Annotated in this window: 3 protein-coding genes and 1 pseudogene; all 4 read right to left on the reverse strand. The window is 40.4% G+C overall.

All coding sequences use genetic code 11. The features are described from left to right. Positions 1 to 20: 20 nt before the first annotated feature. Positions 21 to 11,060, reverse strand: coding sequence for an amino acid adenylation domain-containing protein (locus tag ACWA2B_RS14895; protein WP_449292339.1), 11,040 nt, complete (start codon positions 11,058 to 11,060; stop codon positions 21 to 23). A gap of 42 nt (positions 11,061 to 11,102) precedes the next feature. Then, entirely contained in the window at positions 11,103 to 11,777 is a 675-nt protein-coding gene (locus ACWA2B_RS14900) for a non-ribosomal peptide synthetase (protein WP_449292365.1), read from the reverse strand. Next, the gene (locus ACWA2B_RS14905) at positions 11,774 to 19,741 is read right to left on the reverse strand and encodes an SDR family NAD(P)-dependent oxidoreductase (protein ID WP_449292340.1); all 7,968 of its coding nucleotides are present in this window, start codon (positions 19,739 to 19,741) and stop codon (positions 11,774 to 11,776) included. Before ACWA2B_RS14905 ends, ACWA2B_RS14900 begins: the two co-directional genes overlap by 4 nt. Then, positions 19,734 to 20,642, reverse strand: a pseudogene (locus tag ACWA2B_RS14910) (aminotransferase class III-fold pyridoxal phosphate-dependent enzyme); the annotation flags it as partial. The gene ACWA2B_RS14905 and the pseudogene ACWA2B_RS14910, both read right to left, overlap by 8 nt. Positions 20,643 to 21,092 lie beyond the last annotated feature (450 nt).

Consider the following 21,092-nt stretch of genomic DNA (forward strand, 5'->3'; position numbering starts at 1 on the left):
TCCTTAAATACAAACTCTTTTTATTCGAAGTTATTCAATACGTCTTCAAACTCATCCATATTCAGATCGTCTACTGTAAAATCACTGAGTGTAGCTTCTGAATAGTCCATTTCTGCACAATGGGTTATTATGTTTACTAAATGCTTTTTAAAACTCACCGCTACCCCTTCAATAGTACTCTTCTCATACTCGCCCTGGTTGTAGCTAAAGTTTAATTCCAGCTTCCCGCCTTCTACAGTTCCGCCGTTAATATCAATACAATACTCACTTTTATAGTTTGGTCCTGTAGACTCTCCGGCAGGAATATCAGACACTCCAAATAAATTGTCTACATTATCCTGGTTGAATTGACCGAGGTAATTGAAGCTTATTTCAGGGTTTAGATTAAAATTTAAATCGGCTTTGTTTTCCGGCAAGGTAAGATATTTTAGTATGCCGTAACCTATCCCTTTGTTAGGTATCTGCCTGATGTTTTCTTTTACCGATTTGATCATGCGGGAAATATCGAGTTGTCCGCTGACATCTAACACCACGGGATACTGGGTGGTGAACCATCCCACGGTCCTGCTTATGTCAATGTCTTTAATGATTTCCTCCCTGCCGTGCCCCTCCAGACTGATCAGAACCTTATCATTTCCGGTCCATTCCCTCACTGCTAATCCCAAGGCGGTAAGCAATATGTCGTTTACTTCTGTGTTATAAGCATGGTTTACCCGCTTTAGCATCTTCTCAGTCTCTTCAATACTCAGCTCGATCTTGACGCTATTGTTATTCATATACCTTCTTTCTTCAATCTCTCGGTCTTTTGGAAGCGGTATTGTTTCAGTTTTTTCCAAATTGGTCCAGTAATTTATTTCTTTTAATAGTTCAGGGCTATTGGCATACTCATCAAGCCTCTGTGCCCAATCTTTGAAAGAGTCGGTCTTGTTGCTGAATTTTATTTCATCATTGTTTAGCGCCTGTCTGTATCCTATGTCCAAATCTTCCAGTATGATTCTCCACGATACCCCATCAACTACAAGGTGGTGAATAGCTATTAGCAGGTGGTCCCCTTCTTTAGTCTTAAACAGACCAACCTTAACTAAAGGACCGTTATACAAGTCCATGCTCCTCTGAATCCTCGACGCTTCCAGCTCTATTTTTTCCCGGTAATTATAGCTGTCCCTAAGGTCTACAATTTCCAATGAAAAATGTTCACCTTCAAGGTTTTTGTTGTATTGGAGTATATTTTGATCCTCTATTTTTACCACTGTTCTAAAAATATCGTGGTGCTCTACAAGCTTTGACAATACTTTTCGAATAATAGCTTCTTCAAATCCGTTACGCCCATATATCATTATTTCCTGATTAAAATGATGGATATCCTTGCTGTCTTGTTTATACAACCATCTTTGTATAGGTGTTATCGGTACTATGCCTTCTACCGGGCCTTGATGAATTCTTCGGCTTGTAGATTGTATATATTCGACGAGTTCCTCAATTACAGGATGTTTGAATAAGTCCCGCATTTCGAGCTTTAGCCCATGGACGTTAAGACGCGACATTACCTGTATGGCTTTTATTGAGTCTCCTCCAAGGCTGAAGAAATTATCTTTTACCCCGATGTTTTCAGTTTTTAGTACGTCTTCCCATACTTTGGCCAGTATTTCTTCTCTTTCGTTTCTAGGAACTACATGCTCTACTCCGGTATTAATATTCCCCTGTGGTTCAGGCAATGCTTTCCGATCAATTTTACCGTTGGCATTAAATGGCATCTGTTCCAGCTGCATGAAATATGCTGGTACCATGTAGTCAGGTAGTTCGTTTAAGAGATGCTCCCTTAGCTCGGAAATGGTCAATTCATTTTCCCCTACAATATATGCACACAGGTACTTCTTCCCTTGCTGCTCTTCCTTTGCAATAACCACTGCTTCCTTAATAGCAGTGTGCTTCACCAGATGTGCTTCAATTTCTCCAAGCTCTATTCTAAAGCCTCTTATCTTTACCTGGTGGTCGATCCTGCCCATGAATTCGATGTTCCCATCAGGAAGCCGCCTTACTAAGTCCCCTGTGCGGTACACTTTTTCGCCGGGAATAAACGGGTTAGGTACAAATTTTTCTGCTGTCAGTTCAGGTCTATTCAAATAGCCCCTTGCAAGACCGCTTCCACCTATCACAAGTTCACCGGCCACTCCTACAGGAGTTAATTGGTTGTGCTTGTCCAGTATATAAAGGTATACATTCTGTAAAGCTTTCCCTATAGGTACTGTTATAAGTTCTTCTGCTATTTTCTTTGTTATACTGTAACCCGCTGCATATATCGTGGACTCTGTAGGCCCATAGATATTTTCCAGAGATGTGTTCTCTGAGACATCGAAAAGCTCATGGACAAGCTTTTTGGGCAGCGCTTCTCCAGCAGCAAAAATATACCTGAGAGTTGATGGCAGTTTTATACCATTATCTTTTAAAGTTTGTACCATTATATTCAGCATTGATGGTACAAAGTTTACATGGGTTATCTTATGCTTGTTTATTACCTCTACTAACTCCATAGCTTCCTTTTCCACACCTTGGCGTGATATTACAAGCTTTCCTCCGTTGAGGAACCAGCCAAATATCTCAGCTACGGATACGTCAAAGGTATAAGTTGTTTTAAATAGAAAAGCGTCTTCCGCTTTAAGCGGATACATGGCCTGGAGGGCTGTAATTATGTTTACAACGCTAGTATGCTCAATCATTCCACCTTTGGGCTTCCCTGTCGAACCTGATGTATAAATGACGTACGCAAGGTCCGAGGGTTTGTTTACATTTTCAAGCTTTGAGTTCTCTTCATTTAAATATTCTTCCTCCAGATATATAATATCCGCATCAATCTGCTTATTTTCCATAAAGGTCCTGGAGGTCAAAAGGATCTGGGAACCACTATCGTCCAACAAATACTTTATCCTTGTATCAGGATAATTAGGATCTATCGGCAGATACGCCCCTCCAGCTTTCAATATGGCAAATATCCCCACAATCATCTCAAATGAACGTTCGGCCATAATTCCTACAATACGGTCAGGCTTTACCCCTTTGTTCCTCAATACTCTGGCCAAATGATTTGCCTTTCCGTTCAATTCCCTGTAAGTCAAGTGCTTGTCTTCATATACCACAGCTATGTTGTCAGGTGTCCTTTCCACCTGCTCAGCAAACAGCTCATGTATGGTTTTGTCCTGCGGATAGTCTTTCTTAGTATCATTAAAGTCTATCAGCAACTGCTTTCTTTCTTCATGACTTAATATAATAAGCTTGTCAACTGACCCTTTGGGGTTATGGATAAACATATTTAAAATATTAATAAAATAGTCTATACACTCTTCTGCCTGTTTTCTTTCCAATACTTTGTCCGAGTAGATCAAGCTTATATTAAGATCATCGAATGTATTACTTACTGTAAAGTCAAGACTTGTATTGGTTGCTTCATATTCATCAACTGAAATTCTATCTTTAACATCACCGATTTCTTTGTTTATTATCTCGTTATATATATGAAAATCCACATAATTGAATATGGTATCAAATAAAGGATTTTCCTCTTTGTTTTCTTTTCCGCCCAGGATATTTATGATCTCAAATAAAGGCAGTCTTCCATAAAGCTTTAAGTTTATTAATTTCTTTTCTGCAACTTTTATCAATTCCTCCCATATATCGATTTTATCAAAACACATTTTGACGGGAACCGTATTTAAGAAGCACCCCAGCATCTTATCTCCATCTTCGCATACAGGTCTGTTATTTTCTACCAAACCTACGACAAAGTCATCCTCGTATGAAAGCATATTGAGCATATAAGTGTATGCAGCAAAGCAAAGTGTCTTTAAGCTTACATCATATCTTCTGGCAGTACTTCTTAAATCACCTAAAAATTCCTGACTTAAATGGCGTGTTACATGGTCTACTTTATAAGATTTTTTTGTTTTTCCATGAATATTTGCAGGCATATTCAACCTTTTATATTCACTTAATTCCTCTCTCCAATAATTAATTACTTCCTGGTTGTCCTTAATTGTCATTTGGTCTGCTATATAATCTTTATAGCTGCATTTAAGCCGTGTTGGTATATAATCTTTTTCTTGCTTAAGCTTAGAGTATAGGTTTGAAACTTCCGTAATCAATGAAGCAACACTCCAGCCATCCAGGATAGCATGGTGGAATATCAGAACCAGACAAATATGGTTTGCGTCAAGTTTGAATATTCTTATCCTCCAAAGGGGCTTTGATATATCAAACGGATTCGCTCTGTCATTTTCCAAATATTTGTTTATATACTCAACCTGCCCTGTCCTGCTAAAATTCATGATATCTATCTGCTCAATATCAAGACTACTGCCCTTGTAAACAATTTGCACAGGAGTTTCAAAATCCTCTAAATTAAAAACCGTCCTTAAAATATCATGTTTTGACGTCATTAGAAGCATCGCTTCTTTAAATGCTGGGAAATCAAAGTCTTTGTCATTCAGATGAAATGCAAATTGGTCATGATAAACTGCATTTTCATAGTCTTTTTTGGAATGATAAATCATACCCAGCTCTATGTGACTCATCGGATATATATCTTCCATGTCCGAAGGTAACTTTTCTGAGAGAGTTTCATTCATCAATATTCGCTGTTTAAATAACTCCAGTTCTTCCCTTGCTTTACCCATCTTACTGTTAAAAGCTTCCGTATCTTTTACTTTTAAGAATGCAGACAATCTCTCAATATCAGGATTCATGTATATATCCCTGATTTGGATGTTTATATCCAACTTTTTGCATATTGTGCTGACTAATGATATTGCACGTATAGAATCTCCGCCTATTTTAAAGAAGTTGTCCCTTATTCCTACCTGTTTTGCTCCAAGCACTTCCTGCCATATTTCAACCAGTTTCTCTTCCACTTCATTCCGCGGCGCTACATATTCTGTTCCCGTACTCATACTTCCGTCAGGCTCGGGCAATGCTTTCCTGTCTATTTTTCCATTAGGGGTCAATGGCAGCTTTTCCATCTGCATAAAGTAAGAAGGGATCATGTAGTCCGGGAGCTCTTTTGACAAGTGTTCCCTCATCCCCTGTACGGTTATTTCTTGATCCGGTACGACGTACGCACAAAGATACTTATTTCCGTCAGCTCCTTCTTTGTCCAATACCACTGCTTCTTTTATTGTTTCATGCTTTAATAACCGGTTCTCTATTTCACCCAGTTCTATCCTGTAGCCTCTTATCTTTACCTGATGGTCGATCCTGCCCAGGTATTCTAGGTTGCCGTCAGGCAGCCACCTTGCCAGGTCACCTGTCCTGTACATCCTTTCACCCGGTGCGAATGGGTTTGCTGCGAATTTTTCTTCTGTAAGTTCCGGTCTGTTCAAGTACCCTCTTGCCAGTCCATCCCCTGCTATGCATAGTTCTCCCGCTACTCCTATCGGCTGCAGGCCCTTTTCCTTACTGACAACATACAACTTAATGTTATCTATGGGCTTTCCTATAGGTACAAGCTCCAATTCTTCTTCCGTAGAGCAGCCAAAGTAGGATACATCTACTGTTGCTTCTGTTGGTCCGTACAGGTTATGCAGGCTTGTTCCTTTTTCTTTGTACAGCAGCTTGTTGAACTTTTCTACTTGCTTCAGGTTCAGTGCTTCTCCACTGGCAAATACCTGCTTTAAGCTTGCTATTTCCTCTATTATCCCCTTTTCCTCTACATACTCTAAAAATACACTCAACATGGATGGTACAAAGTGCATTGTGGTAACTTTATTTTTTTCGATTGCCTTCACGATTTCTTCCGGATTTTTTTCTCCTCCCGGTATCAGCAGGCAGACTTTGGCCCCAGTAAAGCTCCACCACAATAATTCCCATACCGATACGTCAAAGGTATAGGGAGTTTTCTGCAGGATCACATCACCTTCAGCTATCGGGTATTGCTTCTGCATCCAGTTGATCCGGTTGATTACGGAGTAGTTCTCTATCATTACCCCTTTGGGTTTGCCGGTAGAACCGGATGTATATATTACATAAGCCAAGTTTTCAGGTTTACTAATTAACTTTGGATTTGATACATCCCCAGTAAATAGTTCCTGATTTTCTATGCTAATAAATTCAGCATTTCTGTAACTACCTTTAGCATTTATAAATTTATCCTGTATCAGAATAATTTGGCTGCCACTGTCATCAAGCATAAACTGGATCCTGTCTTCAGGGTATTCAGGAGCTATGGGTAAATAAGCCCCCCCAGCTTTTAGGACAGCCATGATCCCTATGATCATTTCCGGGGAACGTTCTACCATAATTCCCACTACACTATCAGGTTTTATTCCCTTTTCTCTTAATTTTCTGGCCAGTTGGTTTGCCTTTTCGTTTAGCTCCCTATAAGTCAGCTGTTTATCTTCAAACACTACAGCAATATTATTGGGTGTCTTTTCTACCTGCTCTTCAAACAGTTGATGTATAGTCTTATCCTTAGGATACCGGACCTTTGTATCGTTAAAGTCATATAGTATTTTCTGCTTTTCTTCCTGTGAAAGCATATCAATTTCTGACAACCTTTTTCCAGGATAAACCGTTATCTCTTCCAGAACATTAAGGTAATGGGCTGCAAACCTTTCTACAGTCTCTTTCTTGAACAGCCTTGTGGCATATTCCAAATCAAATGCAATACCTTCCTGGGTTTCCCGAGCATTTAATGTCAAGTCAAATTTGGATATTCTAAATTCATTTGTATAGGGTATAAACTTAAGCCTATCTATCTTCAATTCTGATGAGCCGGTATTTTGCAATACAAACATAGTATCAAAAAGAGGATTCCTGCTCATATCCCTCTTTACATTAAGCTTTTCCACCAGTTCTTCAAACTGGTAGTCCTGATTTTCATAAGCCCTTATAGAGTTTTCCCTTACTTCCTTTAGAAACTCAGCAAAGGTCTTTTCTCCCTGGGGATAGTTCCTCATGGCTAAAGTATTTACAAACATACCTATTATGTCTTGTAAATCTGTATGAGGTCTTCCAGCTATAGGGCTTCCCACTATAATATCTTCCTGCCCCGTATACTTAGACAGCAGTATGTTGTATGAAGCAAGCAATGTCATGTAAAGAGTAGCCCCATTATCCCTTGCAAGCTTAATAAGTTTTCCCGTAAGCTCACTGCCTGCTTCAAAACGGATAAAACCTCCGTCAAAGCTTTGAACCGCAGGCCTTTGGTAATCTACTGGCATATTCAGCACAGGAATTTCTCCATTAAATTCCTGGAGCCAGTATTCCTCCTGCTTCTTTATTTTGTCCCCAGCAAATAGTTCCTTCTGCCAAACAGAATAGTCCTTGTACTGTATACGGAGGGAAGAAGGGTTATTTCCTCCATACATATCCATGAACTCATGTACCAGTATATCCATGGACGTACCGTCAGATATGATATGGTGCATGTCAAACATCATGACATGCTTGTCTTTTCCCGTTTTCACAAGGCCTACTCTTAGCAGCGGAGCAATTCCAAGATCGAACGGCTTTATAAATTCTTTTACGATTTCCCCCACTTTTTCTTCGTCAGATTCTAGATACACTACACTAAAACCCACAGGATCATTGATCTTCTGGACGGGTTCACCCTCTATGAAATGGAAAGATGTTCGAAGGGTCTCATGCCTATTTATAAGCTGTTGGAAGGTCTTCTGAAAAAGCTCTAGATCAATACTGCCTTCAACCAGCAAGCTGCCTGGCATATTGTATGCTGTCCCTGCTCCTTCAAACTGATTTAATATATACAGCCTTCTTTGGGCTGATGACATAGGGTAGTATTCCATCTCTTTAGCAGTTTGGATGGATTGATATATACTCTCCTTTGCTTCCTTCATATACCTTGCTATTTCCGCTATAATTGGAGCCTTAAATATTTCCTTAAGAGGCATGTCTATATTGAACTCTTTGTGAATTCTCGCTACAAGGCTTGTAGCCTTTAAAGAGTGTCCACCTAACATAAAGAAGTTGTCATTTCTTCCTATCTTCTTAATTCCAAGGATGTCTTGCCAAATCAGTGCAAGCTTCTCTTCAAATTCGCCTATAGGCGCTTCATACTCTATTCCCGTATTTATATTACCTTCGGGTTCAGGCAATGCCTTCCTGTCTATCTTGCCATTAGCTGTCAATGGCATTTTTTCAAGCTGCACAAAGTATGATGGTACCATGTATTCGGGCAGTTCTTTTAAGAGATGCTCCCTTAGTTCTGATATTGTCAGCTCATTTTCTCCCGCTATATATGCACACAGGTATTTACTGCCCTGATGGTCTTCCTTTGCAATCACCAAAGATTCCTCAATTGAAGGATGCTTTAACAGTTGTGCTTCTATTTCACCAAGCTCTATCCTAAAGCCTCTTATCTTTACCTGGTGGTCTATTCTACCCAGGTATTCCATTTCTCCATCAGATAATAACCGGACCAGGTCTCCAGATCTATATAACCTCTCTTCCGGCTTGTACGGATTTTGAACGAACTTTTCCTTTGTAAGCTCCGGTCTTCCAAGATATCCTCTGCAAACTCCGTCTCCTCCTACACAAAGCTCTCCGGCTACTCCAATGGGAACAACTTTCATGTTCTTATCCATTACATATGTTGTAAGGGTTGGTATAGGCCTTCCTATGCTGCTCACATTAGATCTAATTTCTTCCTCTTCTATCTCTTTATATGTGGCATGCACTGTTGTCTCGGTTATTCCATACATATTGATGAGTCTAGTCTGCGGGTACTTCTTTCTCCATTCCTTCAACAATGCAGGCTTTAATGCTTCCCCTCCGAATATGACATATCTTATCTTAAGTTCTTTTTCTTCATATGATACTTCTTCATTGGCTATATTATAGAAGGCTGAAGGTGTCTGATTTAATACGGTCACCTTCTCATTCCTTAGAAGTCTCAGATACTCTACATTACTGCGTGCTGTCATTTTAGGAACTACCACCAATCTGCCCCCATATAACAACGCCCCGTACATCTCCCATACGGAAAAATCGAAACTCATAGAATGAAACATAGTCCATACATCATTTTCGTTAAAATCAAACTGCATTTTACTGTTAAATAACAGCCTTACTATGTTTCTATGCTCTATCATTGCCCCTTTGGGTTTACCTGTAGAGCCTGAGGTATATATTAAGTAAGCTAGATCGGAAGGTTTATTTACCTCCGATAAGTTATATTGTTCATCTGAATATTCCTGCTCATCTTCTAAATTTATTACTGTACCTATTGATGTATATTTGTCTATAAAATGTGATTGGGTCAACAGGATCACTGCCCGGCTGTCTTCCAGCATATGACTTATTCTTTCCTCAGGATAATCTGGATCTATGGGAAGATATGCCCCTCCTGCTTTTAATACCCCTAGGATTGCTACTATCATCTCAAGTGAGCGTTCTGCCAGAATACCTACGATACTGTCCGGTTTGACTCCTTTAGCCCTTAATACATGGGCCAACCCATTTGATTTTTTATTGAGTTCACTATATGTAAGCTTTTTACCCTCAAATACCACAGCTACATGATCAGGGTTCTTCTCTGCCTGCTCTTCAAAAAGCTGATGGATAGTCTTGTTTTTAGGATACTGTGCCTCTGTAGCGTTAAAGGTATATAGGATTTGCTGTTTTTCTTCCTGTAACAGTACATCAATTTCCCACAACCTTTTTTCAGGGCATGCCGTTATCTCTTCAAGAACGGAAATGTAATGGGTTCCAAAACTTTTTATTGTCTCCTTCTTAAACAGCCTGGTACAATATTCAAGGTTAAATGTTATACCTTCTTGACCCTCTACCACTTCAAGCATAAGGTCAAATTTTGCCTTTCTGCCTTCCAGCCAGTTGTTGTATTGTTTGAAGTTTATACCCGATGCTGCAAATTCTGTCTTGTTTGAAGTGCGCAGTGCAAACATAGTGTCAAAAAGAGGATTCCTGCTCATGTCCCTCATGAGATTAAGTTTTTCTACAAGTTCTTCAAACTGGTAGTTCTGATTTTCAAAAGCCAAAAACGCATTTTCCCTTACTTCCTGCAAGAATTGGACGAAGGTCTTTTCTCCCTCAGGATAGTTCCTTATGGCCAAGGTATTTATAAACATACCAATGATACCCTGCAGGTCAGCATGGGGCCTTCCGGCTACAGGACTTCCAACTATGATGTCTTCCTGTCCAGTGTATCTGGACAGGAGTACGTTATATGCAGCCATCAGTACCATGTATAAGGTAGCTCCATTATCTGTTGCAAGCTTATTTAGTTTGACTGAAAGTTCAGGGTTTATTTCAAAGCTTACAGCATCTCCTTCAAAACTTTGTACCGCCGGTCTTGGATAGTCAGTAGGCATATCCAGTACCGGTATATCACCCTTAAATGTCTGGAGCCAGTATTCTTCCTGCTTCTTTATTGAGTCTCCGGCAAACATCTCCTTCTGCCATACAGAAAAATCCTTGTACTGTATCCGTAGTGGCAAAAGGGTCTTCCCTTGGTACAAATCCAAAAACTCACTCATAAGTATATTGACTGATATACCATCTGATACTATGTGGTGCATGTCAAACATCATAACACGCCTGTCTTCGTTCGTTTTTACAAGTCCTACTCTCAGTAATGGAACTTGGCTAAGATCAAAGGGCGTTATGAATTCTTTGACTATTTCTGCTGCTTTTTCTTCATCCAGTTCCAGGTACGTAATACTGAAATCCACGTAATCATGAACCTTTTGTACTGGTTCACCCTCAACCATATGAAATGATGTGCGCAGAGCCTCATGTCTTTTTACTAGCTCCTTGAATGCCTGTTCGAAGCGTACTGCATCAATGTTTCCTTCCAGCAGTACGACGCCTGGCATGTTATATGCAGTACCTGCTCCTTCAAGCTCGTTTAGTATATACAGCCTTTTCTGGGCAGATGACATAGGGTAAAATTCCTGCTCTCTGGCAGAAGGTATTCCAGAAAAGGCATTTGGCGTATATTTTGAAACATCTTTTCCTTTTTCTTTTAGCATCGTCTCAAATAGCTTTCTTTTTTCTGGAGAAAGAGATTCTATTCTTTTCATCAAATTATCCATAACTTCGTCCCTCTTCTCTATTTCATCTCTTTTAATTCCTATTTATAGATTTTCAATCATGCTTAAAATTTCTTCGATTTCCACTGTATCGTTAAGTCTATTTTTAATACTTTTTGCTATTGCCGAAATTGTAGGACCCATAAACACTTCTTTTAATGCAAATTCTATGTCAAATTCTTTATGAACCCTTGATACAAGATTGGTTGCCTTTAATGAGTCTCCTCCTAATTCAAAGAAGTTATCATTTACTCCAATCTTCTGGACTCCAAGGATTTGGCTCCATATCAGTACAAGCTTCTCCTCAATTTCACCGAATGGTGCAGCATAGTCTACCCCTGTATTAATATTTCCATCAGGGGCAGGCAGGGCATTTCTATCTACCTTGCCATTCGCTGATAAAGGCAGTTTTTCCAACTGTACAAAATATGAAGGGATCATGTAGTCTGGCAGATCTTTGGAGAGATACTCCCTTAATTCCGGTATTGTCAATTCACTTTCTCCAACTATATATGCACAGATGTACTTGTTCCCTTGGGGGTCTTCCCTTGTTGCTGCCACAACTTCTTTTATTGAAGAATGTTTTAGAAGCTGAGCTTCTATTTCTCCAAGCTCTATTCGGTATCCGCGGATCTTAACCTGATGGTCTATTCTGCCCAGGAATTCGATATTCCCGTCAGGCAGCCATCTTCCCAGGTCTCCTGTTTTGTACAGCCTTATCCCCTTTTCTTCTCTGAAAGGATCTTCAAGGAATACATGGGCTGTTTTTCAGGGTCATTTAAATAACCCCTTCCTACACCTGTTCCAGAGACGCAGATCTCTCCTTTTACTCCGATAGGGCACAGGTTCATGTTTTTATCTGTTATATATAGATTCATATTTTGTATAGGCTTGCCTACAGGAATGTTCTCTCCTTCATGAGCAGCTTCCATAGTATATAGAGTAATATCGTCCGCTGCCTCTGCAGGTCCGTAGGCATTAACTACTTTAGTATTTGGACATAGGTCAAACCATTTCCTTACTATGCCGGATTTTACGGTTTCTCCCGTTATCAGCAAGTAATGAAGTTTTTCCGGTTTATTCCCTGTATTTTCCACATACTCAAGCATTAAAGCAAGGTATGAAGGTACCACCTCAAGGACCGTTATGCCATCTTCTATGATCCGATTCGTAAACCTTGCAACATCCTTTACTATTTCATCTGGATAGATGATAATTTGAGCTCCTATGGTTAGGGCTGCAAAGAACTGCCATACAGATACATCAAAGTATTGAGGTGAGTTCTGGGATATTATGCTGTTGTTAGTTATACAAAGTTCCTTTATTTCCGCATGGATGTGGTTTATCATGCCAAGATGCTCTATCATAGCTCCCTTTGGTACACCAGTTGAACCAGATGTATATATAACATAGGCCAAACTATTTATGTCTATATCTAGATCTAGGTTTTCGCCACTTTCAGCCTCAATCTCTTTTTCACACTGGTCAAGGTATATAATTCGGCCTTTATAGTTCTCACTAAGCTGCTGGGTCACATAATCTGATAAGGTCAACACATAGGCAGCTTTAGATTCCTTAAATATATCAAGCACCCTTTGTGTAGGGTATTTTGGATTTACAGGTATGTAAGCCCCCCCTGCTTTCCATATACCAAGTACCGATTCTACAAATAAGGGTCCCCTCTCCAGCATGACAACTACGGCTTCTTCTCTACCAGTGCCAGCCTTTAGCATGTACCTTGCTATCCTGTTTGCCCTTTGGTTAATCTGGCCATATGTAAATCTACGGCCTTCATACGCTACTGCTATATTGTCTGGACGTACTTTCGTCTGCTGCTCAAACAGGTGGTGTACCGTCAGGTGATGTTCAAATTCAACCTTCGTATCGTTAAAGCCGTATATTATTCGCTCCTTTTCTTCTTGGGATAACATATTGATTTCTGATAGTTTTTTTTCAGGGTTTGAGGTTATCTCTTCAAGGATATTAAAGTAATGCTGAACAAGCCTTTCTACCGTCTCCTTCTTAAACAGACGTGTAGCATATTCCATCCATAATATTATATTATGACCATTTGGTATCAACTGGAATGTTAGGTCAAATTTTGATGTTTTACTTTCAACCGGATATTTGGAATACTTTAATTCACCACGATGTTCCATAATATGCTCATCAGAAGGAACAATATTAAACATAACAGTAAATAAAGGATTTCTGCTTGAATCTCTCTTTACGTTAAGTTTTGTCACAAACTGATCAAACCTGTATTCCTGATTTTCATATGCTTCTAAGGAGCTTTCTTTTACTTCTTCCAAGAACTCAGTAAAGGCCTTATTTCCCTCTGGGAAATTCCTTAATGCCAGGGTATTTATAAACATCCCCAGTATTCTTTCAGTATCAAAATGAGTTCTTGCCGCTATAGGAGTACCAATAATTATGTCTTCCTGTCCTGAGTATTTATACATTAGTGTATTTAATGCCGCAAGAAGTATCATATACACGGTGGCTCCTGTTTGGGAGGAAAGTACATTTAATTTATCCATCAAATGACTGTCTAAATCAAATAGCAACCTATTTCCTTCAAAGCTTTGAAGGACAGGCCTAGGATAATCTGTAGGCATATCAAGGATAGGAATTTCACCCTTGAACCTATTAAGCCAGTATTCTTCCTGCTTTTTGTAAACCTCAGTGCTAAACAAGCCATTCTGCCACTGGGCAAAATCCTTATATTGCACCTCCATTGCCGGAAGGCTTTCACCACTTAATATAGAAACTATTTCATCAAAAGTCCTGATTATTGAAGTTCCATCCGAGACTATATGATGTACATCAAGCAAAAGTATTTGCCTGCTAGCATGGATTTCTATAAGACCTACTCTTATTAAGGGTGCTTTGCTTAAATCGAACGGTCTTACAAATTCATCGATTATTTTCTCTACTCCGTCTTCCTCAGACTCAAAATATTCTATAGTAAAATCAACTTCATCTTGTATCCTTTGCACAAGCTCCCCATCAATCATCTCAAAGGATGTCCTAAATGCTTCATGCCTTTGTATCAATGTTTTTAATGCTTCCCCAAGGGCAACCCTTTCAATCCCACCTTCAAATAAAATTCCCACAGGTATGTTATACCCAATGTTGTTACCCTCAAGATTATTAATGATATACATCATCTTTTGTGCAGATGAGGTTTCATAGTACTCTTTTTCAGAAACTTTAGGTATTCTTTCAAGCTCAGCCTTACCCATATTTAGGGAACCCTGTTCTGAAATCTTTCCCGATTCGTATAGCTTTGATATCATTTGCTCGGAAAGATCGTATATGCTGGAACCCTTAAGAAGTTCTACTATGGAAACAGGTGTTTTAAAGGCAACCTCCATCCTGTTTTTTATTTCGGTGGCCATTAATGAATCCATCCCAAAAACAGTTAGTGGTTGTTTGGTACTTAGATCCTCAGGATTATAACGCAAAACCTTCGCTACTATTGTTTTAATATGCATTTCAACGATATTCTGCCTGCTCTGTATTGGAGATGAAATAATATCCTCCAGGATATCAACATCCACCTTTGATTTATTTATATTCTCTTGTTGTCCTGACTCATCTTGCAAAAGAGTTTTAAGCACATGTGGAGAACTCATGGGTGAGAACCATTTTTCCCCAAACGTTTGCCACGAGAGTATAGGTAGAACCACAGACTGTGCAACAGCTTCTCCAACAAGGTGCTCCATAGCCCTAATTCCCTTTTCTACCGTTACAGATTCTATGGATTTTTGTATATAATACTCCGGATCACGTTCCATAAACCTTGCAGCCATTCCAACCTCTGACCATGGTCCCCAATTGATACTCAGTGCAGGAAGTCCTCTCGATAAACGGTAATGTGCAAGTGAGTCCAAAAAGGCATTCCCAGTTGCATATGCTCCCTGGCCTGGTGAACCAAATACAGAAGCAACTGAAGAAAATAAAATAAAGAAGTCAATAGGCCGTCCCTCTGTCATACGGTGAAGGTTCCATGCACCATTTACCTTAGGCGAAAGGACCCTATAAAAAGTCTCATCTTTACTAACCTCAAGAAATTGATCATCCGTAATACCAGCAGAATGTACAACACCTCGAATAGGAGGCCTTTCTTCCTTATCAAAATCTTTAAAAAATCCAGCAAGCTTTTCCTCATCAGTTACATCCACTGATCCAATATATACTGTTGCCCCCTGGGACTCCAGCTTACGAACAAACTCAATCCTCTCTGCAAGGCTGCTGCCTGGCTCTACATTGTTCCATTCAGAACGTTTTGGAAATTCTCCGCGTCCAAGCAGTACCAGATGTCTTGCTCCCTTGGCAACCATCCACTGGGCTGTAATCATACCTATGCCACCAAAAGCACCTGTAATAACATAACTTCCATCGGGGCGAAGATGTACGGGTACTTGATGCTGCATATCAATCCGCAGTTTATCGATTCTTGCTGCAAGTCTATTCCCATTACGGAAAGCAATTTGGTTCTCTCCATTACCTAAGACTTCTTTTAACAGCATTTCCATTTCACCCGCATTGGCCTCTATGTCAAGGTCTACAAGGCCTCCCCAATTTGAAGGCAACTCATGGTAACCTATGACGGTGCCAAGGCCCCATACCAACGACTGTAAGAATGCAGAATTTGGAGTAGCCCTGTTGATCATTTGGGCTCCTCTTGTAATAACCCACAGCTTAAAATTTAATCCCAGATTTGTGGTTGCTTGTACCAGGTGTTTTAATACAAACAGGTTTTCAAAACAAGCTTTTTCTATAGCTGTATTGCTAACTTCCTGGATCTCAAGGATATTGAGGCTCCACATATATACAATACCTGTTAGCTTCGTTTTAATTTTTGAGAATTCATCAAACAACGCTCTAAGATCCTCAATGCTTCGAGGGTTTATATATATCTCACGCTCTTCATACTGCCAACCAAAATTCTCACCAGGATATACCATAAAGCATTCTTCTCCCCTTTTTTCAAGGAGATTTGCCAGTTCTTTTCCTGCTGCTTTATGATCCACAAAAATAAGCCATGCTCCAGAGTTAGCAGCAGCTGTGCGGGTATCAACTTCTTCACTTTTTAGAAGCTCCCAGTTTATCTCATAAAGATAATCCTTAACTCTTCCAGCATCAGACCCTCCACTATTTCCAAGTTCCTTAGTTCTTATGCCCAGTATTTCGGCGATTAGATTTCCGTCCTCACTATATAGACGGATGTTGGCGTTCAAATTATTATCTTTCCTATCTACCATCTGCGTATGACAAAGCATGACAGGCTCCGGCCTTCCATAAAGCTGCACCCTGTCTATTCCTACAGGTAGGAATGATTGGCCTTCGTTATTTTCATCTTCATTAAGTGGTGCAACTGCCGCAATGGTAACCTGGAAACAGGCGTCCAATACCGCCGGGTGAAGACCGTAGATAGAGCTATCAATCTCCAGTATTTTAGGGATCTCAATCCTGCCAAGAGCTTCGTTATCGCCTTTCCATATCTTGTCTATACCTTGGAAATAAGGACCATAATGGAAACCCATTTGATAGAAGGTTTTATAACATACTTCTTTTCCGTATTCTTTGGTACAATTGCCAAGTATTTGAATCAACTCATCTTTAGCAGTGATCTTTATGTTTTGCCGTTTTCTTATTGTGCCGGATGCATTGCATGTCCAAGTCTTATCTTGTCCCGGTATCCTGCTTGAAATCTCGAATTTTGCGGTTTTTGGATCCAAAACCACCTGCACCACAGGTGATACTCCTTGATTTAAAAATAAAGCATTTTCAAACTTTATATCTTCAACTGTATAAAAACCCTCTCCAAAATAGCTTCTGGCACAAGCCATTCCCAGCTCTACATACCCTGCTCCGGGGAAAACTTCTATACCTTGTATTTTATGATCAGAAAGATACGTCATATAGGTAGTATTAAGTTCAATCTCCCATATAGGGCTGGAAGTTTTCAAACGGCGTCCTAAAAACTTGTGCTTATTTTTTCCCTGCCTAAATTCACTTGATTCCTGCGTTTCCATCCAGTATTTATCCCATTGCCATGGATAAAGAGGGAGACTTACAAACTCACCTTGGTACCGGTAAATCTTGTTCCAATCTATAGGGTATCCCAGTGCATATAGATTCCCTAAGTTCTCCAGTATTGAAACCTGTTCGTTTTCATTTCTTTTTATAGAGAACAACTTCTTACCTTCAACGTTTTTAGCTGACAGACAATCAGAAATAGAAGCTGCTAAAACAGGGTGAGGGCCCACCTCAATAAATAAGTTATAATTCAACGAAATCATTTCATACATTGCTGCTTCAAAACGTACCGGCTCTCTTACATTTTTATACCAGTAATGTCCATCACACTCTGTACCCGTCAGCATTTTCCCTGTAACCGTGGAATATATCGGTATCCCGGCAGGCTGGGACTTTATTCCTTTTAATGCCTCCAATAGCTCCTGCTCATATGGTTCCATTTGGTAACTGTGATACGCTACATTGACCTTTAAAAGCCGCGCAAAAACCCCCTTATCCTGCAACTGTTTTTGGATCTGCTCAAGGGCATCAGGATCACCTGACAAAGTTACCGAATTTGGGCTATTGATTGCTGCCATTGAAACACCTTTTATGTTCTCATCCAGCAGGGCCACAACTTCTTTTTCTGGTAAACCTACCGCCAGCATTGTGCCCTTGTTTACTGCTTTTTGCTGTGCACGGCTTCTGTGAATACTTACCAACATGGCATCTTCAAGGCTGTAAATTCCTGCAACATATGTAGAAGCCACTTCTCCAACACTGTGTCCTACCACCGCATGGGGTATAATACCCAAGGATTTCCATACTTCAGTCAAACCCACCTGAACAGCAAAATTGGCAGGTTGAGCAAACTGGGGCTGGTCCAGACGTGAATTCTCCTCATCGGCGAGAAGTTCCTCCAGTAGAGACCATCCAGCATACTGACGTGTAAGTTTATCGCATTTTTCTATCATATTTCTAAACACAGGGTCTTTTTCAAGGAGCTGTCTGCCCATAGCCCACCATATGGGCCCCATACCTGTATATACAAAAACAGCTTTATTGTACTTTCCTGCCTCAACATTTCCCGCAGACATCCCCTGGCGTGCTTGTCCTTTAATATACGCTTCCAGGTTTCCTGCAAGTTCTTCCTTTGAAGATGCCGAAACCGCTAGTCTATAGTCATGATGGGTGCGCTTTTTGCTCATCATGCTTCCAATATCATATAAAGAAATACTTTCTCCACTTCCATTAATAAAATCAACATACTTTTGCGCATAGTTTTTTAGCGCCTTTTCTGAGCGCGCAGATATGGGAATCATATATGGCCATCCGGTATTTACATTAACTTCAGGAGTACCCTGTTTTTGGAGATCTGTAGCTTCCTCCAAGAGGATATGGGCATTTGTTCCTCCAAAACCGAATGAATTTATGCCAACCAATGCGGGTTGCGGCAAAGGCTCCAGGGTCTGAGGAATTCGTATACATAAATCGTCAAAGGGAATTTTAGGGTTTGGATTCTTAAAGTGCAGATGTGGAGGTATTTGCTTATGCTTTATGATTAGTGAAGCTTTTATCAGTGCGGCAACTCCTGCAGCGGCCTCAAGGTGGGCAATGTTTGTCTTAACAGATCCGACAATACACTTTTTATCTTTTGGCCTGTCTGTTGAAACCACTCGTGCTATTGCATTAGCCTCAATAGGGTCTCCAACCGGAGTGCCGGTGCCGTGAGCTTCAATATATGTTATATCTGAAGGTGATATTCCTGCCTTTTTGTATACCTCCTTCATTAAGTTTTCCTGAGCCTGCCCGTTTGGAACAGTAATCCCGTCTGTGTGGCCGTCCTGGTTTACACCCGATCCACTTATTACGGCATAAATCCTATCTCCGTCTTCGATAGCATCTGACAGGCGTTTTAAAACCACAACGCCGGCTCCTTCTCCTCTTGCATAGCCGTTTGCACTGGAATCGAAAGTTTTGCACCGTCCATCGGGAGATAAAAAACCACCCTTACTTTCCGCTATGGTATACTCAGGTGTAGCTATAACACTTACTCCGCCTGCTATTGCGAGATTACATTCATTATTCAATAAACTCCCGCATGCAAGGTGTGTTGCAACCAAAGAGCCCGAACACGCTGTATCTACAGACAAACTTGGACCTCTGAAATCATATATATATGAAATCCTGTTGGACAACATTGTCATCATCATACCCGTTGCCGAATGTGTATCTAAACTTTCAACCGATTCGTTTTTAAATTGTATTGCTTGATAGTCAAGGGTGAAGCCCGCTACAAAGACACCGGTATTGGTTCCTGCTAGCTTGGCCGGATCCAAGCCTCCATCTTCCATTGCTTCCCATGATGTCTCCAGCATCAGTCTTTGCTGTGGATCAAGAAAGGCCGCTTCCCTTGGAGAAATACCAAAAAACAAAGGGTCAAACTCATCTATTTTATCTAAAAATCCACCATGACAGGTGTAATGCTTGCCTGGCTTTGATTTGTCAGGATCATAAAACTTTTCTAAATCCCAGCGGCCTTCGGGTAAATCGGAAGTCATATCTTTTCCCGCAGTCAATGCTTCCCAGAACTCCTCAGGCCCCCTTATTCCTCCTGGCAAACGGCATCCTATTCCTATAATGGCGATTTTATCCATAACTTTCGACCTCCAATACTTTATTTATATTCTCTTGAATAGCTTGTCTGATAATTGAACAACCCTGCTGCAAAAGTTCAAGCTCGATGGTTAACGGAGGCATAAGTTTTATAACACTGTCTTTTCTTCCTGCGCTTTCGATGATTAAACCGTTTTGGTAACATTCCTCTACTACTTTTTGCGTGATTCGCTCATCCTCCACATTGGAAAAATCAATACCCCAAATCAAACCTGCACCCCGAATGGTCAGGCCCTTATGTAATGACAAAATCTGCTTGGTTAAATATTCTCTTACAAATGCTTCCTTATATTTCACAGACTGTTCCAAATTATTCATTTCCCAATATTCCAACGCAGCTGTAGCTCCAATGAAAGCAAGCTGGTTTCCCCGGAACGTACCGTTATGCTCACCAGGCTTCCAGACATCAAGTTCCGGTTTCATCAGCAGAATAGACATGGGAAGGCCATACCCGCTGATTGACTTGGAAAGCAGTACAATATCAGGGATCATCCCGGCACGTTCAAATGAAAAGAACGGTCCGGTGCGTCCGCAGCCAACCTGAATGTCATCGCAAATCAGTAGAATACCGTGTCTGTCGCTAAGTTCCCTCAGCCTGAGCATCCATTCGGGTGAAGCTATATTTACGCCGCCTTCCGCCTGAATGGTTTCAAATATAATAGCCGCCGGTTTTTCGATTCCCGAGTGACCGTCGTTTAGAACGGCTTCCATGTATTCAATAGTATCGAATGAGTCAATTGGACTCTCGGAGTATGGGAAAAAGGTAACATCGGATAATGCTATGCCGGAGGAAGATCTTTTCTGAATGTTGCTGGTAACAGCCAGACTCCCCAGCGACATTCCGTGAAATCCTCCCATAAACGCAAATATACCAGTCCGTTTAGTGAATGGCAGTACCAAGATACGGAAAAATTTCTTCCCCAATTACTTCATGTCTTGAGAAATAAGTGATGAGTCTTTCGTATCCGTATTTATCCTTTATGTGTTCTTTTAAAAAGTCCTGATCGATCATGTTTACACTCAATGATAATACAGTAATATGAAAATAATTCCAATAGGTCATAAGTTCTACTTTACTTGAAATTTTTATCAGGCCGGAAATCTTAAAATGAGAGCAACGTATTATAGCAAGGAAGCCACCTACATTTTTTGAGCGTGTATCGGGTTTGTAGAAGTAAAAAGGTATCCTTCTAATAAAAACTTCTTTAGTTACAGGTTGGTAAGCAATATTATCGTCAACGCTCCACTACCCGCCGGATATATATCGCTAGCTCCAGAAGTTTGGGCTTACCGGACGCGCTGGGGTTATGGCGGCAGCCGCAGGACCGATCG

The sequence above is a fragment of the Paenibacillus sp. CMM36 genome (assembly GCF_053570945.1).

Excerpts from the sequence above, each read along its gene's own strand:
- ACWA2B_RS14905 (WP_449292340.1), bottom strand. The coding sequence starts at position 19,741 with ATGGATAAAATCGCCATTATAGGAATAGGATGCCGTTTGCCAGGAGGA.
- ACWA2B_RS14895 (WP_449292339.1), bottom strand. The coding sequence starts at position 11,060 with ATGGATAATTTGATGAAAAGAATAGAATCTCTTTCTCCAGAAAAAAGA.